The organism is Sphingobacterium sp. NPDC055431, assembly GCF_053644255.1.
Genome location: NZ_JBSHLH010000013.1, coordinates 1 through 19,834, shown reverse-complemented (window position 1 = coordinate 19,834; position 19,834 = coordinate 1). Strand labels below are relative to the sequence as shown.

Below are 19,834 nucleotides of genomic sequence, written 5' to 3'. Positions count from 1 at the left end.
TTTACCGAAGGTTAAGGGGTTTTGGACCAGTGCAATTAAGGTTTGTCTGGTTCCGAGATCCTTCCTGCGTCAGGATGACACCGGAAATAAAAAGAATTTTTGCGGTTAATGGCTCCGTTGGGGCATGTAATTATGTTTTTTTTGTCATGTTGAGGAACGAAACATCTCGGAAAAATGCAAGCATTCAAAATAAATTATATCAATCACTGAACCCCCATCGGGGGTGGAATCTTTGTAGATTAATGATGGCTAATAACGGCCAACCCACAGCGTGGGTGAAATGTTTTTCTGAAAATCCCAGAATCAATCAGATCAAGAAAAATAGTTCCCTCATCTTACGATTTCGGGTTGACAACGATCCTAAAAAACACCAAAAAATAGATTCTTCGCTTCACTCTGAATCCCTGTTTAACGGATTTGCGAATTTGAACGATCAGTGAAGAATCTGTACTGTTCTCTTCCAAAAGATCCTGTTATCCTTATCTGATTAAGGGGCTGTGAACCAGTGCAATTAAGGTTTGTGTGGATCCGAGATCCTTCCTTCGTCATGATGACAGGAAGGGGAAACCGAAGGTTAAGGAACTGTGAACCAGTTCAATTAAGGTTTGTATGGTTCCAAGATCCTTCCTTTGTACAAATGACAAGTTTAATAGAAATGTGTTTTCTAGCCATTCAGGCACATATTTGTTTTCCAGAAAAATCTCTTTTTTGCGACAAACTGCCCTAGAAGGGCAGAATTATTTTAGCATGGATGGTAAACAATATAGGGCTAATGCAAAAACGATGTTCGATTAATCGAACATCGTTTTTGCGCGACTTCCAGGTTAGCGTGCCATAGCAGCTAAAATAATGGAACCCCAAAAGGGGTTCTATATTTAAAAATATAAAAGAGCTAATTTATTTTCATTGCCAACCTGCTGTCATAACCTTCCGATAAATTTTGCGCAAATTTTTATTTCTCAGTTTGACACCGGAAAAGAAAGGAATTTTTGCGATTAACCGCCCTTCTCATCAACTTCTATTAAATTTTGTGAAAACTGAAAATTCTCGAAATCGAGAACGAGCTTCGGGTATACTTTTGCTCTTGTTCGAGGCATATTCGGAAAATTCGAAATATGTCTCGAATGAAACCAAAGTGAGGTCCAATTCCAACTGCTATGGAGCAGATTGCTTATTTTAAAATTTCAATAAAGATTTTACCCTATTTAATCAGGCAATTAATTAGGTTATAAAATTAAGAAAAAGGTTTGGAAAATTACTTCCAAAACCCTTTTCTTTATTGGGGTAATATGAGAGTGCCTTAATGGCTATGCCCAACTGTACCTACCATTTTGGCATTGATAAAGAAAGCATTCTTTATTACGATCCTGCTGTTAGCTGGTATTTCAATAATTGGGGTAATACCGGTATAGCCCATACTGGAAACGCCTCTAACAACTTCTATTTTTTCAAAATTAATAGGTTTGGAGGTCTCAGTATGACTATGTTCTTCACCTTCCTTCTGAACATGTGGCTCTTCGGGGTGTTCATGTTCGCCTGCGTGGTCATGTTCCTCGCCAGCAGCATGTTCATGGTCTTTATGTTCTGCTTCCGGTTTTTTATCAGTTTCGATAAAAATGAAGGTTTTTCCCTCTGATTCTACTATAGCCTCGTCAGGCACTGCCGCTGTTGTGACATCTTCCACACTTATGGAACCCGAGGTATTCATGCCGTCAATCAGACCAGATTTGTCTCCAATGACCATACTATGGATGGCGATGGTCTTGCTTTCATTTTCAAATGAAGCCCCAATTTGCGATATCCTTGCGGTATAGTTCTTACTCGGATTGTTGGTCGTGGTAAAACTGATTTCCTGTCCTACCTTTAACTTAGGCAAATCCCTTTCAAAAACCTGCAGGTCTAGGTGGATCATGCTATTGTCAACTACTTCTACTATAGGAGAGGAGACATCTACATAGCTGCCCAGTTTAGCAAAAATATTGGATACCACTCCATTGATTGGGCTCGTGATAGTTAATGCAGACCTCAGATTAGAAGTTGAGATGGCATTGGGGTTTATCCCCAAGAGTTGGAGTTGTTTGGCGGAAGAGGCTTTTTTAGTCCTTAATATATTCAGGTTGCTCACTGCGTTTTGAAGGTTTCTTTTTACCCCTGCATTGCCGGCATTTAGTTCTTGCTGACGTTGAAGCTCCTGTTCAGCAGCTTGGATTTCATTGTTGGCATTGAGATAGTCTTCTTGAAGTTGGATGAACTGCGGATTGATAATGGTCGCTATCGTTTGTCCCTTCCTGACATGATTTCCTAATTGAACATTCAGGGATTGAATTACGCCTCCGTATAAAGGGGTGACGTTGGAACGGTTGTTATTGGGTACATTTAATACCCCGTTGGCAGTGATCCTGGCCGTCAGATTTTTCTGTTCGATCTGTCCAAATAGAATGCCCACCTCCTTGATCTGTTCCTCTGTTAGGGAAGTGATAGTTGTTTTTTCCGTAGCGCCATGTTCATGTTCATGACCTTCTTCAGTCTCCGCAGCTTTTTCTGATTTAGTAGAACTGCTATTACAGGAAGATAATATGCATGCAAAGCCTAAGCAGAGTAATAGTTGTTTGGTTTTATTGATGGATTGCATAAGCCTATTGATTGATAATTGAATAAATTGAAATGACAGATTCATTGACACTTTGAATGCTTTTTAAATAATTCAAATAGATATCTGTCGTGGTCTGAAGGGCAAAAAGATATTCTACATAGGAAATATCTCCTGCTGAATAACCTAGTTTTGCGGCATTGATGATCTCTCTTGCATTTGGCAAGGCATTGTCCTTGAAATAATTGAACTGAGCTAGGTTCTGTTCATATTGATTCATCAGGTTGCCGTATTCGTTCTGGAGTTTTTGCTTTTCCCATTCTGCGGCCATCTCTGCGGCCTGTTTTTCAAAGTCTAGGGACCTGATCTTGGCCTTTGTGGTTCCGTAGGTTAAAGGGATGGCAATGCCTACATCAAAAGAATTGAACCTTTGGCCACGGCCATAATACTTTTCAATCCCATTCCTTTCATGCATGCCCATTAAAGAGGCATTGGTATATCCAATATTAAAATCGGGCAATCCTGAGGACTTCTCCACCTGTTTACTTGATTCCGCTATCCGTGCCTGTTGGTAAAGTGCCTGGATTTGTGGATGATCGGCTATTTTTGACGTATCGGTTATCTCTGAAAGTCGGATAGGTTCAAATATTTCATCCGTTTCAACTTCGAAATCCTCTGAAACCTGCATCAGATTCTTTAGACTATTATAGGCGTTTTTCATCAAGGTTTCATTTTGCTTATATAACAAGTTGATTTCCCCTTGTTTAGCCTGTGCAGTATTGATATCCACCTTTTTGGTGTCACCAGCATTATATCGCACTTCTGCAATCCGAATAAAATCCCTATAGATACTATCTAAGGATTTAAGTTCTCTTTCATTGTTCTCTAGGTAAGCTATCTGCAAAAAGTAGGTACGGACCTGTTGTTTTAATTGGTTTATTCCTACAGATTTTTCTACCTGTTTGGCCTTCACCTGCTCGGTTATCAAAGCTTTCCTAGATTTAAAAAGTGTAGGGAAGGGGATGGTCTGGGAGATGGAAATGGCATCGTTCTGTTCAAAGCCATCGTTTTGGCCATATTGAAAATTCAGGTCTGTTTTAGGGAGTTCTCCACTTGTTCTGAGGAGGCTCTCTGCAGCTCGGATTTCAAGGTCGTTAGCCTTTAATCCTTTATTGTTGTCCACAGCAATTTGAATAGCCTGATCCATATTGACCTTTTGCTGGGCATTTGCAGTCGATAGACCTAAAAAGCCAAGGATAAATATGCTAATCGTCGTTTTCATATCCGTAGGTTTTACCTTGATTTTAGAATTGAAAATAATATATAACAAAGGAAGGACAAAGAGTGTCAGGATCGTTGCAGTGACTAATCCACCGATAACCACCGTGGCGAGGGGTTTCTGAACTTCTGCACCGGCACTAGTACTTATGGCCATTGGCAAAAATCCCAAAGAGGCCACAGTAGCCGTCATCAATACAGGTCGTAACCTGATTTCAGTCCCTACCTTTACACGCTGTATGATGTCGGTCATTCCTTCTTTTTCAAGCTGATTAAACTTTCCTATCAATACAATACCATTCAGTACGGCGACACCGAAAAGGGCGATAAAACCAACTCCAGCACTGATACTAAATGGCATATCCCGGATCAGCAGGGCAAACACCCCACCGATGGCACTCATAGGAATGGCTGTAAATATCAATGTTGCCTGCTTGAAGGAATGGAATGTGAAGTATAGCAACAGGAAGATCAAGAAAAGGGAAATAGGTACCGCAATCATCAGTCTGGAACTGGCCTGTTGAAGGTTTTCAAATTGGCCTCCATACGTAAAATAATAACCCGATGGCAGCTTGACCTGGGTGCCTAACTTATCTTGTATTTCTTCGACGACAGATTGAACATCTCTTCCAGCAACGTTGAAACCTATAACAATCCTTCTTTTACCTTCTTCACGACTGATCTGAGCGGGTCCGACGGTAAAATCAATCTTAGCGACTTGGGAAAGTGGGATCTGTTGATGGTTTTGTGTTGGGATCAAGAGTTGGCTCACATCTTCTATATTGTTCCTATGTTCGTCATGCAGACGCACCACCAAGTCAAATCTCCGTTCATTTTCATATACCATTCCACTGCTTTTTCCTGCGAATGCGGTACTGACCACATCATTGACATCTTCAACGGTCAAACCATAATTGGCCATTCTCACCCGGTCGTATTGAATATTGATTTGAGGAAGTCCGGTCACTTGTTCCACCTGTGGTGCTGTTGTTCCGGGAACGGTTTGGATTATTGCATTTACCGTGTTAGCATAGTTAAGCAAGGTATCTAGGTTCTCACCAAAGATTTTCACGGCTACATCCTGACGGATACCCGTCATCAATTCATTGAAGCGCATTTGGATAGGTTGGTTCTTTTCAAAGAAAACCCCTGGAATGACCTGTAGCTTTTCCATAATGGCATTGCCGAGTTCTTCGTAGGTCCTACCTGATTTCCATTCATTTTGTGGATTTAATATCACCATGATATCGGTGGCCTCTGGAGGCATAGGGTCAGTGGGCACTTCGGCAGCACCGGTCTTTCCCACCACCATTTTTACTTCTTCAAAATCCTTGATAATCCTGGATGCCTGCATGGAGGTTTCTATACTTTGACTCAATGAGGTGCCAGGAGGGAGGATACAGTGAAAGGCATAATCGCCTTCCTGGAGCTGTGGAATAAATTCTCCACCCATTCTGTTGAAAACAAAGATGGTAAACAGGAATATGGCGACCGCAATGGATACAATGATATATTTTACGCGTATCGCTTTATCCAATAAAGGCGCATATAGCTGATGTAATTTTTCAATGAATTTATCGCTGAAAGTCTTTTTGTCATGACCTTTCCTTGGAAGGAAAAGGGCACACATCATTGGGATATAGGTTAGGGAAAGGATTAAAGCACCGAATATGGCAAAACCAACCGTTTTCGCCATCGGTGAAAACATTTTCCCTTCTACGCCCACTAATGTTAAGATTGGAATATATACAATAAGGATAATGATTTCCCCAAAAGCGGCTTGGGTCCTGATCTTGGAGGCTGAATCGAAAACCTCCTGGTCCATTTCCTTTTGGCTAAGTCTGTGGGTGGATTTCCTTAATCCTAAATGGTGCAAAGTTGCCTCCACCACAATGACTGCCCCGTCTACGATAAGACCGAAGTCAATCGCCCCTAAACTCATTAAGTTTGCACTGACCCCAAACACGTTCATCATCCCCAAGGCGAATAACAAGGAGAGAGGAATGGCCGAGGCGACTATCAATCCCGCCCGTAGATTACCTAAAAAGAGGACCAAGACAAAAATAACAATCAAGGCACCTTCGATCAGATTTTGCTCTACGGTTCCAATGGCTCTGCCAATAAGGTCGGTACGATCTAAATATGGTTCTATTACTATATCCTCAGGTAATGAATTCTGGATGGTAGGTAACTTTTCCTTGATACGGTTGACGACGTCATTACTGTTCTCGCCTTTCAGCATCATCACCACACCGCCCACTGCATCAACCTCTCCATTGTAAGTCAATGCTCCGTAACGAACCGCTGATCCTAGTCTTACATCTGCTACATCCTTGATGAAGATAGGTACAATACCATCTGTTTTTACAGCGATGTTACCGACATCTTCCAAAGAACTTACTAATCCAATTCCTCTGATAAAATAAGCGTTGGGTTTTTTGTCTATATATGCGCCACCCGTATTTTGGTTGTTTTTTTCAAGAGCATCGAAAATATCAGGGATGCTGACACCCATGGCGCGCAATTGATCGGGGTGAACGGCTACTTCATACTGTTTCAGTTGACCGCCAAAGCTGTTTACTTCGGCCACTCCAGGAGTACCATAAAGTTGACGGGCTACTATCCAATCCTGCATCTCCCGCAAATCCATGGAGCTGTATTTGCTTTCACTTCCTTTTTTCGGGTGAATAATGTACTGGTAGACTTCACCTAGTCCGGTGGAGACTGGGGCCATTTCCGGATTACCTATGTTTTTGGGTATGTCTTCGGTGGCTTCGATGAGCCTTTGATTAATCAGTTGCCGCGCGAAATAGATGTCTACATCCTCTTTAAAGACTACAGTAATGACAGAAAGGCCAAACCGAGAAATAGATCGGATTTCCTCAATATCTGGAATATTGGCAATGCTCTGCTCGATTGGGAAAGTAACAAGTCGTTCAACTTCCTGACCTGCAAGTGTTGGCGTACTGGTGAATATCTGAACCTGATTGTTAGTGATGTCAGGAACGGCATCAATGGGTAATTTGGTAGCTGACCATACTCCCCAAACTATCAAGACCAAGGTCATTATACCAATAATGATCTTATTCTTGATACTAAATTTTATGATTTGATCTAGCACATGAATGGCTTTAAATTCAACATTTTACGTTTTTAGATATAGGCATAACTTGCCCTATCCAATAGGTTTTCTTCCAGAATCAATAATTCTGAAATAACATAAAGATTGAATATTAAACCTGAGGGGGTTGCCAAATGTTTTCCTGGTCATTGCTGACTAGAGGGTATTCTTTTTCTGTTAAATCTATGTTGGAATAGGATTCAATTGGTTTTTCCAGCTTTAACATATGAAAACTCGCAACCGTTAAGGAAATTCCGCAGCATGAACAGGTACAGAAAGGTGTACAGCTGTCTTTGGAGCAGTCATGTTGTTCCTGATGGGTTGATTTTTCAGTTGAGCTATGGAGATGGGCATGAGATTCCGTCATGCGATCACTGCATGGTATCAAGGTAAGGACCATGACATAAACCATTAATATGATAGAAGCGAATCTCATTACTGCAAATATATAGAATCTAATGATTGGGAAATTAGTGATAATCAATAAATAAGGCTTAATGTAACAAGAAAGTTGCGATTAATGAGTATCGAATCCCAAGCAATCTCGTTTTTTAATTAATCTACCGCCTTTTTTGGCTATCTATTAATAAATACATCACTATGGGAAATATTCCCCAAAAAATCTTAATTGGAACACATCATTTGGATCATATTGGGGGATCCGAAGCGTATACTTACGATTTGATAAAGGCCCTAAAAAATATGGAAGGTATAGAAGTGGAGTATTTCACTTTCGATAAAGGAGCGGTCTCTCAAAAAATTGAAGAGGAACTTCAGGTTTCCTTTATGTCCAAGAAAAAGTATGATTTGGTCATTGCTAACCATAATACCACCGTGAAAGAGCTTTATGGTCAAGCGCCCATTCTTCAAGTCTGCCATGGCATCATTCCTGATCTGGAACAGCCATCGCCATTGGCAGATTATCATGTAGGGATATCTGAGGAAGTTTCAGATCATTTAGTAGAATTAGGATATCCTAATTCCATCATTCTTAATGGCATCGATGTCAACAAGAAAAAGTCCATAGTGGCTCCCAATGATGAATTGGAAAGTGTTCTCTCTTTATGTCAAAGTGAGAAAGCTAATAAACTATTACAAAAGGTTTGTGAGGATAAAGGTTTGGAATTCAAGTCTTTTAATAAACATGTTAACCCAACTCTCAATATAGAGAAACAGATCAATAAGGCGGACTTGGTTGTGGGGGTGGGAAGATCCATCTATGACGCTATGGCTTGTGGAAGGCCCTGTTTAATCTATGATAATCGGGGATATAATGGAAATAAGGCCGATGGATACCTTAGACCTAGAAATTTCTGGAAATATGTGAAGAATAATTGCTCCGGTCGCTATTTAAATAGAAAATATACGGAGAAGGACCTGATCCGGGAACTGGAGAAATATAATCCGCAGCATGGTCAAGAATTGCGAAACATTGCTGTTGAGAACCTTAATTCTCAGAACATGGCTGTAGAGTTACTGAATATGCAGCAGAATTTTACTTGGAAAAATAAGTTCAAGAAATGGAAAAGGTTTTCAGACCATGCGAAATTAGTCAAGCATGCCCTGCTTTACAAGAGATTGTATTATGCAACTGGTATAGAGTATTTTAACAAGTCCTTGATGTAGCCTGTGAATTTTCAACCTTTATTTTTTCAATAAAATTATCCCATAATAATCTGGATAATTCATAATTTACAGAGCCTAAATTAAATGAAATTATGCAGAAATTCGTCGATCGTTCAGAGCAAGCAGCAGATAAGATTTTTGATAGCCGGACCGTACAAAAAGATTACCACAGCATTGTAGGAATAATAAAGCCCGGAATGTCGGTTTTGGATGTAGGCTGCGGTACAGGAGCGATTAGTAAGGGCATCGCAGAACTGGTAGGACCCACTGGAAAAGTGATCGGTATAGACAATACCCGTGATTTTATTGAATCTGGGAAGCGGAATTATGCAGAGCTGGACAACCTTGAATTAGTACATGCCGATATTTTTGATTATTCAAATACAGAAAAATTTGATTTGGTAGTTTCTGCCAGGACATTACAATGGTTATCCAAACCAAATGAAGCCATTAAAAAAATGATAACATTCCTGAAACCTAATGGGATACTTTCTGTTTTGGACTATATCCATGAAGACATTGAGTGGAACCCTAAAATCCCGGAAAGCATGGCCAACTATTACAGTTCATGGTTGAAGTGGAGATCAGATAATGGAATGAATAACCGCATGGCGGAATGCTTGCCCATAATTTTCAATGAGAATGGATTAAGGAACATTGAAGTCCGGGAGTCCAATGAGACCTATCTGAAAGATCAAGATGATTTTGAAGATAAATTGGGGATCTGGATCAAAGTAGCCAGTTCAAAGCAGCTTGTTGAAGAACAGTATGTTACGGAAGAATTAAGACAGAAAGCAATTTTGGACTATCAAAATTGGATCAGCAGGGATGCCCAAGCGATGCAAATGATGCTGAAAGAGGTGCGAGGGCAAAAGATAGAGTAAGTCTATACATATATTTCAAGTCTAAAGATTCCTTTAGACTTTTTAGTCTCAAAATTTATACAATTCCAGTAACATTTTTTTTAGTAGATTTATTAGATAAATAACTTATTCAACGTGTATTATTAATAAACCTAACCATACATAGGTATTTGTATTTTTTTATAAAATATAAATACCGAGTTAAAAAAAGCTTAGTATCCATCAATCTTGAGTAAGATTGTGTATACATTCTATGCTAATTTTACGTATGGATACATAATCCTGCTTTAGGGCTATGTACGAACGCAATAAACCTATAACTAAGCGTAATATAAACCTGCAATGAGAAGAAAGATATTGGTTTTTTCTGCTTTGGCTGTTCTGGTGCTGACCGTCGGTTTTTTTACAGTACATAACAGTGAAGAAGTGGATTTCAGCAAAGATGTTAAGCCCATCCTGAACAAGCATTGTATTTCATGCCATGGTGGGGTGAAAAAAAATGGCGACCTGAGTTTTCTTTTCGAAGAGGAAGCCTTTGCCAATGCGAAGTCAGGTGAGCCCGCAATCATCCGCGGTGATGCCGAGCACAGTAACATGATCCAACGCCTGACCGAAGAGGATCCTGAATTGCGCATGCCCTACAATGCCGCAAAATTGGATGACAGTGAAATCGATATCCTGCGTAAATGGATAGACCAAGGGGCTAAATGGGGCAAGCATTGGGCATATGAGCTGCCTGAAGAGGTGGAGGTTCCTAAATCCTTTTCATTCGCCTCCCTTTTTGGTTTCAAGCCAAAAGGGATTAACAATAACATAGACTATTTCATTAAAGATAAATTGGATGATCAGGGACTTTCTTCTTCAGAAGAAGCTACCCGAGAAACTCTTTTGAGAAGGGTTTATCTGGACCTGGTCGGTGTTCCGCCAAGCCTTGAGGAGGTAGAAGCCTTTAAAAATGATAATCGTGACGACGCCTACGAAATAAGGGTGGATAGCTTGCTCAATTCGCAGCAGTATGGCGAGAAATGGGCCTCCTGGTGGCTCGATATGGCCAGATATGCTGATACCAAAGGCTATGAAAAGGATATGTCCAGGCAGATCTGGGAGTATAGGGACTGGGTGATCCGAGCCTTCAACAAGGACATGCCCTATGATCAGTTCAGTATAGAACAGCTTGCCGGAGACTTGTTGCCTGAACCTAGCAAGGACCAACTGATTGCTACGGCATTCCACAGGAATACCATGAATAATGATGAGGGTGGTACAGACAGTGAGGAGTTTAGGGTTGCTGCGGTCCTGGACCGTGTAAATACAACCTATCAGGTTTGGTTGAGTACAACCTTTGAATGTGTGCAATGCCATAGCCATACCTATGATCCCTTCAAATTTGAGGAATATTATAAATCCGTCGCCTTTTTTAACAATACACGAGATGAAGATACCGAAGGGGATCATCCGAGACTGCGTTTTTATGGCGAACAGGAGCAACATAAAATTGATAGCATCAAGACTTGGTTGACTCAATATGGCAATGAGAAGCTGCTGCATTCGACAGATCTTTTCTTAAAAAGCCTGGAACCTAAGATACATGCTCATTATACAGATCAACTGAACAATGCCGCTCTATACGATACTAAATGGTTAGGGGTGCGAAGTGGTGGAAATGCCAGAATGAGGAACATCCAACTGGATGGAAAGAAGTTGATCTACCTGAACTATTGGACTGGAAATACAGGTGGAAGGCTGGAAATCCGTAAGGACAGTTTAGCTGGGGAATCCATCGCCAGTATTGAGCTTCCAAGTACACAGGGAAGACAGGTGATACAGGCTCCGATAGCTGCTACCCAAGGCCGACATGATCTTTACCTGGTATTTACCAATCCCAAATTGGGGAAGGATGAACCGGTGTGCATGGTGGAATGGTTGGCATTTCGGGAGCCATTTCCTGACATGAAGGCGCCTGGTGCGGAGCATATGCAAAAAAGTATATTGCAATTGGTCAATACTAATCCTTCCAGTGTTCCGATCATGATCGAGAACCCTGAGGACATGAAAAGGACCACCAAGATATTTGAACGTGGAAACCGTTTGGCGCCGGGGGATGTGGTGGAGCCCAAAGTACCGGAAGCATTGAACCCATTTCCGAAAGGAGCTCCCAACAACAGATTGGGCTTTGCGCAGTGGTTGGTTGCCAAAGATAATCCGCTGACGGCAAGAACGCTGGTAAACCGGATATGGGCGCAGCTGTTCGGTAGAGGGTTGGTAGAACCATTGGGTGATATGGGAACCCAGAGCAATCCACCGATCCATAGGGAATTGCTGGATTACCTTGCCTTGGATCTGATGCATGAAAAGGAATGGAGCATGAAGTCCTTGGTCAAGGATATCGTTCTTTCCTCAACCTATAGACAGTCATCCAGCCTGGATAGCAAGGATGCCAAAAAGGATCCGGAGAACTATTACTTGGCAAGAGGTCCACGTTTTAGACTTTCTGCAGAACAGATCCGTGACCAAGCGCTGACGGTAAGTGGGTTGCTGAGTGGCAAGATGTTTGGACCAAGCGTGATGCCGCATCAACCAGATGGAGTTTGGATGTCGGTGTACAGTGGCGAAGCCTGGAAGAAAAGTGAGGGTGAAGACCAATTCAGAAGAGGAATCTATACCTTCCTGAAACGGACCAGTCCTTATCCTTCCTTTATTTCCTTTGATGCATCGAGTAGGGAAGTCTGTCTCGTGGACAGAATCAGGACGAATACTCCGCTCCAAGCACTGACGACATTGAACGACCCGGTTTATATAGAGGCAGCGAAGAACCTCGCCGCAATTATGAAAAAAGAATCTAATGGTGACCTGAAATCAGGGATAGCGGCTGGATACCGGCATACGATGTTCAGGGATCTCTCCGCCGATAAATTGGCGGCACTAGAGAAACTCTATGGGCAAGCCTATGATAATTTTGAAAAGCGACCAGCTGAGGCGGAAAAGTTCATGGGCAAGGACCATGTTTCGCCTAACAGTAAAGAGCTGATCAGTGATGCTGCATATACCTTGGTAGCGAACGCTCTGTTGAACCTAGATGAATTTTTGACTAAATCTTAAGGATATGAAAGACTTTGATAAGCTAATGAAAGAGGCCTACCATAGGCAGTTGCAGGCAGAGACTAGACGACATTTCCTTAAGAAATGTGTTGCTGGGATTGGAAGCATCGCCCTTGGGGGAATGATGGCAAGTTGTATGCGTTCTGGAAATTCTGCAAATGCTGAAGGCATTGACCTCAATTCCTTGAATCCTTTGCTGCCCCGGGCCCCTCACTTTGCCGGAAAGGCCAAGAACGTAATCTATCTTCATATGGCCGGAGCGCCGTCCCAATTGGAACTTTTTGACTATAAACCTGCTTTGCAGAAACTTCATAACCAACCTTGCCCAGAATCTTTGTTAGCGGGTAAGACCTTCGCTTTTATCCGTGGTGTTCCCAAAATGTTGGGGCCGCAGGCAACTTTTAAGCAATATGGACAGAGCGGAGCTTGGGTTTCGGATCATCTCCCACACTTTAGCAAGGTGGTCGATGAGGTGAGTTTCCTGAAGGCTGTACATACCGACCAGTTTAATCACGGTCCAGCACAATTGTTCATGCATACCGGAAGTGCCCGATTAGGACGTCCGAGCATCGGCTCTTGGGTAACCTATGGCCTGGGTTCGGAGAACAGCAATTTGCCGGGATTTGTAGTGCTGACTTCTGGGGGTAAGACTCCAGATGCGGGGAAAAGTGTTTGGGGCAGTGGCTTCCTGCCTTCAGTGTACCAAGGGGTGCAGTGTAGGTCTAAAGGTGACCCGGTGCTCTATATTGCCGATCCGGAAGGGATGGACCGCGACCTCAAGCGGAACGCCATAGATGCCATCAATCAGGTGAACAAGGAGGAGTTCGAAACGTTCAAAGATCCTGAGACCCTGTCCAGGATAGCACAATATGAGATGGCCTATAAAATGCAGGTAGCAGTTCCTGAGGTGATGGACATCAACAATGAACCGGAATATATACACGAACTCTATGGCACTAAACCAGGGCAGGAGTCTTTTGCGAATAACTGTCTGTTGGCACGTAAGCTCGTGGAGAAGGGGGTTAGGTTCGTTCAGCTCTTCGATTGGGGCTGGGATAGCCATGGTACCAATCCTTCTGATTCCATTGACCTCGGCTTTCGCAACAAATGCCGCGAGATTGACCGTCCGATGACTGCACTCATCATGGACCTCAAGCAACGTGGTTTGCTGGAAGAGACCTTGGTAGTTTGGGGTGGCGAGTTCGGAAGGACCCCGATGCAGGAAAACCGTGACAACAACGATATGCCTTTCCTTGGACGTGACCACCATACCGATGCTTATACTATCTGGATGGCCGGTGGTGGTATCCGAAATGGGGTCAGCTATGGTGAAACGGATGAAATTGGGTTTACGGGAATTAGTGGAAGATCTTCAGTACATGATGTACATGCGACCATGCTGCATTTGCTAGGGTTTGACCATGAAAAGTTTACCTATGAATTCCAAGGACGGCCGTTTAGGCTGACTGATGTGGAAGGGACCGTAATCAAAGATATTATCTAAACAATATATGAAGAACCTTTTTAGGCTATTGATCATTCTGGTCTGTCAAATGAATTTTCTGTTTGCACAGACGGAAAAGGGACCGACCATCAAATATTATTGTACAAACTGGGGCATGACTGATAGCTGGGCCGACTTCTGTAAGAAAGTGAAGGCGGCTGGATATGATGGCGTGGAGACTTGGTTGCCAAGTGGGCAGGCTGAAAGGACTGCTATGCTAAAAGCGCTGAAGGAAAATGGACTTTCCTTGGGGCTGCTCGCTGGTGGAGGTGGAAGTGACTTTACAGCCTATATGGGCAGTTTTGAGAATAACCTCAAGGAAGCTATTAAACTAAAGCCGGATTATATCAATTGCCATACAGGAAAGGAGTATTACAGTTTTGAGGAAAACAAGAGGTTGATCTTGCTTGCCTATGGGATGAGCAAGCAATCAGGAATACCGATTTACCATGAGACGCATCGTGGACGGTTCAGTTTTGCAGCTAATATTACCAAAGAATATCTTGAAAAGATGCCTGAATTGACCCTTTCCTTGGATATATCCCATTGGTGTGTCGTCCATGAATCCTTGCTTTCGGACCAAAAAGAGGCAGTGGATCTTGCCCTTTCGAGAACCGGACATATCCATACACGAGTTGGGCATCAGCAGGGCGCTCAGGTGAACGATCCGGCAGCCCCTGAATGGAAAGCTGCCCTGGACCAACACTTGGCATGGTGGGATGCCATCGTTGATCGGCATAAAAAGCAAGGTAAGTCTACGCTGACCATGTGCATGGAATTTGGTCCATCGGGTTATATGCCTACCTTGCCTTATACTCAGCAGCCTGTTGCCGATCAATGGTCTGTAAATAAATTTATGTTGGATCTCCTGAAGAAAAGATATAGCTCCTTATGAAGTTTCTAGAAGAATTGGCCTCCTTTTTCGGTCGTTTCCACCCAATCCTAGTCCATCTGCCAATCGGAATGCTTGTGTTAGCCTTTGCTATGGCGGCTTTCGAAAAGATCAAGAAAACTGTTGAATATGGTTCAGCGATTAGGTTTTCGCTATTGTTGGGGGCTTTTGCTGCTGTATTGGCTGCGGTTACGGGGTTCTTGCTGTCCAAGGATGGAGGCTATGAGGATGATGTCCTAGATTTCCACCAATGGCTGGGAATCTCAGTTGCCCTATTGTCTTTGCTGAGCTATTGGCTCTGCCGTGACGGAAATCCAGCGCAGGGGATTCTGGGAAAATTGAAGGCTCAACGTTTTGTGATCCTGTTGCTGATGGTCGTTCTGTTGGGATTTACAGGTCATTTTGGTGGGACATTAACTCATGGTAAAGGTTATATCAAGGATGCAATTCCTTCGGATATAAAAGCCGCATTGGGCATCGAGGACAAGGAGGAAGAGATTATGGTACTGGAGAACGTTCAGGAAGCTGAAGTCTATGGACAGGTCATCCAACCCATCCTAAAGGCTAGGTGTCAGAGTTGCCATGGTGAAAAGAAACAGGAAGGTGAATTCTCCTTACATAACAAGGAAAGCCTACTGAAAGGCGGTGAATCAGGATCGTTGTTGGAAGCAGGGAACAAGGATAAAAGTGAACTCTATAGGCGACTTATCTTACCAGAAGGCCATGAGGATAGGATGCCACCAAAAGGTAGGAAACCTATTACAAACGATCAGATCAAGCTAATTGCTTGGTGGATTGATAGCGGACTGGCTTTTGATAAAAAGGTTAAGCAAGTGGATCAAGGGCAGGAAATAGCAGCAATCCTTAAAAAGCTGGAAAGTCCGGCTGAACCCACTGAATCACCAATGTTGTATGCCAACCTACCAGAAGCACCAGACCTTCCAGAAGAACGATTGGAGGCTTGGCAGGCTAAAGGGATAAAGGTCCTTCCGGTAGCTACGGAAAACAACTATGTGACAATCAATGCCATTAATTATCCAGAGCTCAACGATAAGGATATTGAAGATCTGATGCATATCAAAGAAAATATTGTACAGTTGAAACTTGGGCACACCAAAGTAACGGATCAAGCCATGAAACTTTTGACTTCATTGCCAAACCTGGTCCGTCTGCATCTGGAACATACCGGAGTTACCGACAAAGGAATGGAAATCTTGAAGTCTGCTCCACAGTTGGCCTATCTCAATATTGTAGGAACTAAGGTTACCGAAAAGGGAGTGCAACAGCTCAGCTCGATCAAGTCACTGAAGGACATATATGCCTTCCAAAGTGGAGTTAAATTAAATGCAGATAACTTAAAGGGGAATGAGAAGTCTAGATTAGACACCGGTAACTATGAATTACCGTTTCTTGAGTCTGATACCATACAATATTAAACCCAAAAGAACGATAGGACTTACCTGTTTTGGGTTTAATGGAAATTAATGACTAAGATTTACTAGGAAAGAAATAGGTGATCAAGATAATGCATTTCTCGTCATTTTCATTTTTTGTGGAACGAATCATATTTCCATCAAGAAATATGGAATCACCAGTTTCTAGTTCTATTACCTGATTTCTTAAATGTATCGCTGCTTTCCCATTGATAATGTGCTTAAAAATGTAAGCATCCTGTTGCACTATGGATTCTTCTTTGTAAGGATCTAATTCTAACAAAACAACACTCATGTTGCTTTCTCCTAGATCTTGATCGGTAATTCTTTTGTATAGAGAACCTGATCCTTTCTCCAATATTAAGGAAGAATAGTTTTCTTTTTTGAGTACAATGACTGGACCTGGTTCCTTGGGACCTGAGAAATCCTCAAAAAACTGGTTCATGTCAATTTCAAGAGAGCTGATGATATTGATTAATACCGGAAGTGAAGGTATAGTCCTATTGTTTTCAATCTGTGAAATTAGCCCTTTGCTCACTCCAGCCTTGTTCGCAAGCTCTTGGATAGTAATACCCTTGTTTTTTCTGATTTCCTTGATCTTACTACTTATTTTGAAAATAGTATTGCCTTGCATTGTTTGTTTTAATTAAAATGATTCAAGTAAAGTTAAACTTATTAAGTAAAATTGTTATTTTTTTATTTTATTTTCTTTGTTCGAAACAAAATGGTAGTAGAAAATTAACACTTTCCTTAAAAGTACTTTCGTCCAAATGCTGATTTTTCAGCACTTTAAAAATTGTCGTGTTATTTAGGATTGTAAGCTATCCAAAACTTGAAAAAGAGTTTGATGGGAAATGGGCTTGGTCAGGTACTCAATGTATTGATTACCGTTATTGCTTTTATATCGGTCTGATTTACAGATAGAAGAGCTAATAATAAAGATGCTTACCTCTTGATCTTCGAATAGGTTTTCTTCTTGTATGCTCGTCATCAATTCCCAGCCATTCATTAAGGGCATATTGATGTCTATAAACAAGACATGGGGATAACTTTCCTTGTTGGATTTGTTCTTTCTGAAAAACTCATCTGCTGTATATCCATCAGGGAAGATGCTCAGTTCAATCTGTTTTTTGTCGTACTTTTCAAGGAATTTCTTGAATAGAAAACAGAAAATAGAATCATCATCCACAAGGGTTATCCTCAATGTTTCCTTCATGGTAAAACGTTAATTTGCTAAGGGTAAGTTTATGGTTACCTGATTTCCGAAGTCAACATTCCTAGAGATATTGATATTTCCGCCGAAATTTAAGATCTGTTGTTTAGCTAAATGCAGATCCAATAATGAGTTTTCATCAATATCCTCATCTGTTGATTCCAGATCTTTTTCAATACCAAAACAACGTTGTGATTCACAGTCGTTTTCAATTTTTATCACAATAAAATCGTCCTTTCTTTCTGTCCAAATTTTTATCGTAACTTTCTTTCCGGACGAATTCAGTTTCAGGCTTTCATTAATCAGATAATGCATGATATTGTAGATATAGATTGCAGGGAAGGCAATTTCTATTATTTCAAAATGGCAATCCAACTGAAGTTCTTTACTGTCGATTTTGGACTGAAACTGATTGGTCAAATTTTGATATATTTCGTCCATATTCGAGGTCTTAAAAAGAGAGTCGTTAGAATTTTGTATTTCCACTGTTTCGATCAGTTTATCGAACAGTTTTAGGAATTTGAAATTGCTCTTTTTCAATAATTTGGTCAGGACTTGCTTCTCATGTTCATCAGTTTCAAGACTCAATTGCTCGATGATCATGTTGATATTACTGATCGGGGTCCTGAGGTTGTGCGTTAGGATCTGATTGTAAGCTTCTAATTGATTTACTCGAACTTTCAGTTCATAGTTCCTTTTTTCCAAGAGTTCGTTCTGTTGGTTAAGCTTTATCTCATTGTTCTTGAAAAGCGATAGATCTTGGATCTGACAAAGGAAATAGACTAATTTTCCAGTCATATCGCGAACAGATGAAATATTGATCAGGCAATAAAAAGATTTATCTTCTTTGGCAATACAACGGGCTTCTATAATGGCCTTTTCCTTTTCACCAGACTTCACCTGTTTTGTGGCTGTTGTCACCAAATCGAGTGATTCTTCATGGATGAACTCTGATATGGGTTTTTCCAGCATTTCCTCAGCAATGGTATAGCCCAATATGCTTTGCAGTTCTTGGTTGTATTCCATGACCTTCAGCGAACGGTTCAACAGCAGCATACCGATAGAAGAATTCTTGAAAGCACGATTGAATTTCTCCTCCTTGATCTGCATCTCGGCTTCCAGCCTTTGTTCTCTGGTGATATTGGTCACCACCACTGTCAACCGATCAGTTTTATTGTTGATGATCTTGGTCTTCAACTTAAACCATTGGTCGGGATTCGAATCATAGGGCGATTTGTATTTCAACACGTAGCCAGTCCTTCTCTTGAAGGATTTGTTCAGGATATATGTGAGGGTTTCGGAAAATTCTTGTGGGAAAAGATCAGCAATGGATTTATTGACAATAAATTCCTTATCATAGAAGAGCTGTTCCGGGGTAGATGTCCAACAGTTCAATATGACACCATCATCCCTGATTTCAAATATAATATCATCTATAGAGGATACTAAGGAGTCAAAATCTTCCAGTTTTTGTTTCAATTGCTTTAATTCATCAGACACTAAGGGAAGTTCCATATTGAAAATAATGGTCAGCTTGAAGGGCTGAAAATGATAAATAGATAGTGCTTTCTGTTAATACTTTACGGCCTGCAAGAATATTCATTCTTGAAATGATGTAAAGATAAAGAAATTTCTGTTCCTATTTTAATGAAAATTTCTTAAAATCGATACAGGATGGTTAAAAATTTATTAAATAAAATTAAAAAAAGTGCTAACTTGCTCCTGTTAACCTAAGTGCATATTTGTACTGTAACACTTACTATTAATAAATTCAATTAATAAATCTGAATAATGGTAATTCGTTCTTAATTAGAGGTTTTGTAAATATTTTTATTTAAAAATCTGTAATCGAAAGACCAGGAAGAGATTGAAATTAGTGCATGGCAAAATGGATTATTGAGCAGAAAGTAGGATGCTAAAATATTTCTTGGATATAAGATATTAAAATAGGTTTAATATAATTAACTAATCAATTTAAAATATGTCTTTTTTCAATCCAATATCATGCTACCTTTGCGACGCAAAAATTCATTAATTCAGTTTGTTCAAGCATGGAAAAACCAAACCAAGTTTATCAGTGGGCAATCTTTTGTTCAATTGATATCTATAGAATTAAGGTAATTTTTCAATTAACAAAATTGGTTTTAATAAAGCCAATATTGTCCAGAAATTAACTATTATGCCGATTGGCATTTAGTCAACATTAGGTAATATT

General features: G+C 41.0%; 12 protein-coding genes. 6 read left to right on the top strand and 6 right to left on the bottom strand.

Annotated features, from left to right (window positions below):
* Positions 1 to 1,300: 1,300 nt before the first annotated feature.
* The 3 genes from ACWIB3_RS12300 to ACWIB3_RS12290 all read right to left on the bottom strand — a co-directional run bounded on the left by ACWIB3_RS12300 (position 1,301) and on the right by ACWIB3_RS12290 (position 7,425).
* A complete protein-coding gene (locus tag ACWIB3_RS12300; protein WP_454291731.1) occupies positions 1,301 to 2,632 on the bottom strand; it encodes an efflux RND transporter periplasmic adaptor subunit in 1,332 nt (443 codons plus the stop codon).
* A gap of 4 nt (positions 2,633 to 2,636) precedes the next feature.
* Complete coding sequence (locus ACWIB3_RS12295) at positions 2,637 to 6,989, bottom strand: CusA/CzcA family heavy metal efflux RND transporter (protein ID WP_454291730.1); 4,353 nt, start codon at positions 6,987 to 6,989, stop codon at positions 2,637 to 2,639.
* 112 nt (positions 6,990 to 7,101) lie between these two features.
* Positions 7,102 to 7,425 carry a DUF6660 family protein gene (locus tag ACWIB3_RS12290; protein WP_185211694.1) on the bottom strand — a complete coding sequence of 108 codons (324 nt, stop codon included), beginning with the start codon at positions 7,423 to 7,425 and terminating at the stop codon, positions 7,102 to 7,104.
* A 266-nt stretch (positions 7,426 to 7,691) separates the two neighbouring features.
* Here ACWIB3_RS12290 and ACWIB3_RS12285 point away from each other — a divergent pair, with 266 nt between their 5' ends.
* The 6 genes from ACWIB3_RS12285 to ACWIB3_RS12260 all read left to right on the top strand — a co-directional run bounded on the left by ACWIB3_RS12285 (position 7,692) and on the right by ACWIB3_RS12260 (position 16,409).
* Positions 7,692 to 8,615 (top strand): glycosyltransferase, encoded by a 924-nt coding sequence (locus ACWIB3_RS12285; RefSeq protein ID WP_454291729.1) that lies wholly within the window; start codon positions 7,692 to 7,694, stop codon positions 8,613 to 8,615.
* A gap of 92 nt (positions 8,616 to 8,707) precedes the next feature.
* Positions 8,708 to 9,499: a class I SAM-dependent methyltransferase gene (locus ACWIB3_RS12280; RefSeq protein WP_454291728.1), complete on the top strand. Its 792-nt coding sequence runs from the start codon at positions 8,708 to 8,710 to the stop codon at positions 9,497 to 9,499.
* Positions 9,500 to 9,820: 321 nt separating this feature from the next.
* Entirely contained in the window at positions 9,821 to 12,577 is a 2,757-nt protein-coding gene (locus ACWIB3_RS12275) for a DUF1553 domain-containing protein (RefSeq protein ID WP_454291727.1), read from the top strand.
* A gap of 4 nt (positions 12,578 to 12,581) precedes the next feature.
* Complete coding sequence (locus ACWIB3_RS12270; protein ID WP_313190681.1) at positions 12,582 to 14,081, top strand: DUF1501 domain-containing protein; 1,500 nt, start codon at positions 12,582 to 12,584, stop codon at positions 14,079 to 14,081.
* Positions 14,082 to 14,088: 7 nt separating this feature from the next.
* On the top strand, positions 14,089 to 14,976 hold the full coding sequence (locus ACWIB3_RS12265; protein ID WP_454291726.1) for a sugar phosphate isomerase/epimerase family protein: 888 nt from the start codon (positions 14,089 to 14,091) through the stop codon (positions 14,974 to 14,976).
* Positions 14,973 to 16,409, top strand: coding sequence for a c-type cytochrome domain-containing protein (locus ACWIB3_RS12260; RefSeq protein ID WP_454291725.1), 1,437 nt, complete (start codon positions 14,973 to 14,975; stop codon positions 16,407 to 16,409). Before ACWIB3_RS12265 ends, ACWIB3_RS12260 begins: the two co-directional genes overlap by 4 nt.
* A gap of 52 nt (positions 16,410 to 16,461) precedes the next feature.
* On the opposite strand, the gene ACWIB3_RS12255 is transcribed toward ACWIB3_RS12260, so the two are convergent.
* The 3 genes from ACWIB3_RS12255 to ACWIB3_RS12245 form a co-directional block, all read right to left on the bottom strand.
* Complete coding sequence (locus tag ACWIB3_RS12255; RefSeq protein WP_313258439.1) at positions 16,462 to 17,040, bottom strand: helix-turn-helix domain-containing protein; 579 nt, start codon at positions 17,038 to 17,040, stop codon at positions 16,462 to 16,464.
* Positions 17,041 to 17,214: 174 nt separating this feature from the next.
* Positions 17,215 to 17,622: a response regulator gene (locus ACWIB3_RS12250; protein ID WP_454291724.1), complete on the bottom strand. Its 408-nt coding sequence runs from the start codon at positions 17,620 to 17,622 to the stop codon at positions 17,215 to 17,217.
* Between the two features lie 9 nt (positions 17,623 to 17,631).
* Positions 17,632 to 19,134 (bottom strand): PAS domain-containing sensor histidine kinase, encoded by a 1,503-nt coding sequence (locus tag ACWIB3_RS12245; RefSeq protein ID WP_454291723.1) that lies wholly within the window; start codon positions 19,132 to 19,134, stop codon positions 17,632 to 17,634.
* Between the last annotated feature and the right edge of the window lie 700 nt (positions 19,135 to 19,834).

Excerpts from the sequence above, each read along its gene's own strand:
- ACWIB3_RS12255 (WP_313258439.1), bottom strand. The coding sequence starts at position 17,040 with ATGCAAGGCAATACTATTTTCAAAATAAGTAGTAAGATCAAGGAAATC.
- ACWIB3_RS12290 (WP_185211694.1), bottom strand. The coding sequence starts at position 7,425 with ATGAGATTCGCTTCTATCATATTAATGGTTTATGTCATGGTCCTTACC.
- ACWIB3_RS12300 (WP_454291731.1), bottom strand. The coding sequence starts at position 2,632 with ATGCAATCCATCAATAAAACCAAACAACTATTACTCTGCTTAGGCTTT.
- ACWIB3_RS12260 (WP_454291725.1), top strand. The coding sequence starts at position 14,973 with ATGAAGTTTCTAGAAGAATTGGCCTCCTTTTTCGGTCGTTTCCACCCA.
- ACWIB3_RS12250 (WP_454291724.1), bottom strand. The coding sequence starts at position 17,622 with ATGAAGGAAACATTGAGGATAACCCTTGTGGATGATGATTCTATTTTC.
- ACWIB3_RS12280 (WP_454291728.1), top strand. The coding sequence starts at position 8,708 with ATGCAGAAATTCGTCGATCGTTCAGAGCAAGCAGCAGATAAGATTTTT.
- ACWIB3_RS12270 (WP_313190681.1), top strand. The coding sequence starts at position 12,582 with ATGAAAGACTTTGATAAGCTAATGAAAGAGGCCTACCATAGGCAGTTG.
- ACWIB3_RS12275 (WP_454291727.1), top strand. The coding sequence starts at position 9,821 with ATGAGAAGAAAGATATTGGTTTTTTCTGCTTTGGCTGTTCTGGTGCTG.
- ACWIB3_RS12265 (WP_454291726.1), top strand. The coding sequence starts at position 14,089 with ATGAAGAACCTTTTTAGGCTATTGATCATTCTGGTCTGTCAAATGAAT.
- ACWIB3_RS12285 (WP_454291729.1), top strand. The coding sequence starts at position 7,692 with ATGGAAGGTATAGAAGTGGAGTATTTCACTTTCGATAAAGGAGCGGTC.
- ACWIB3_RS12245 (WP_454291723.1), bottom strand. The coding sequence starts at position 19,134 with ATGGAACTTCCCTTAGTGTCTGATGAATTAAAGCAATTGAAACAAAAA.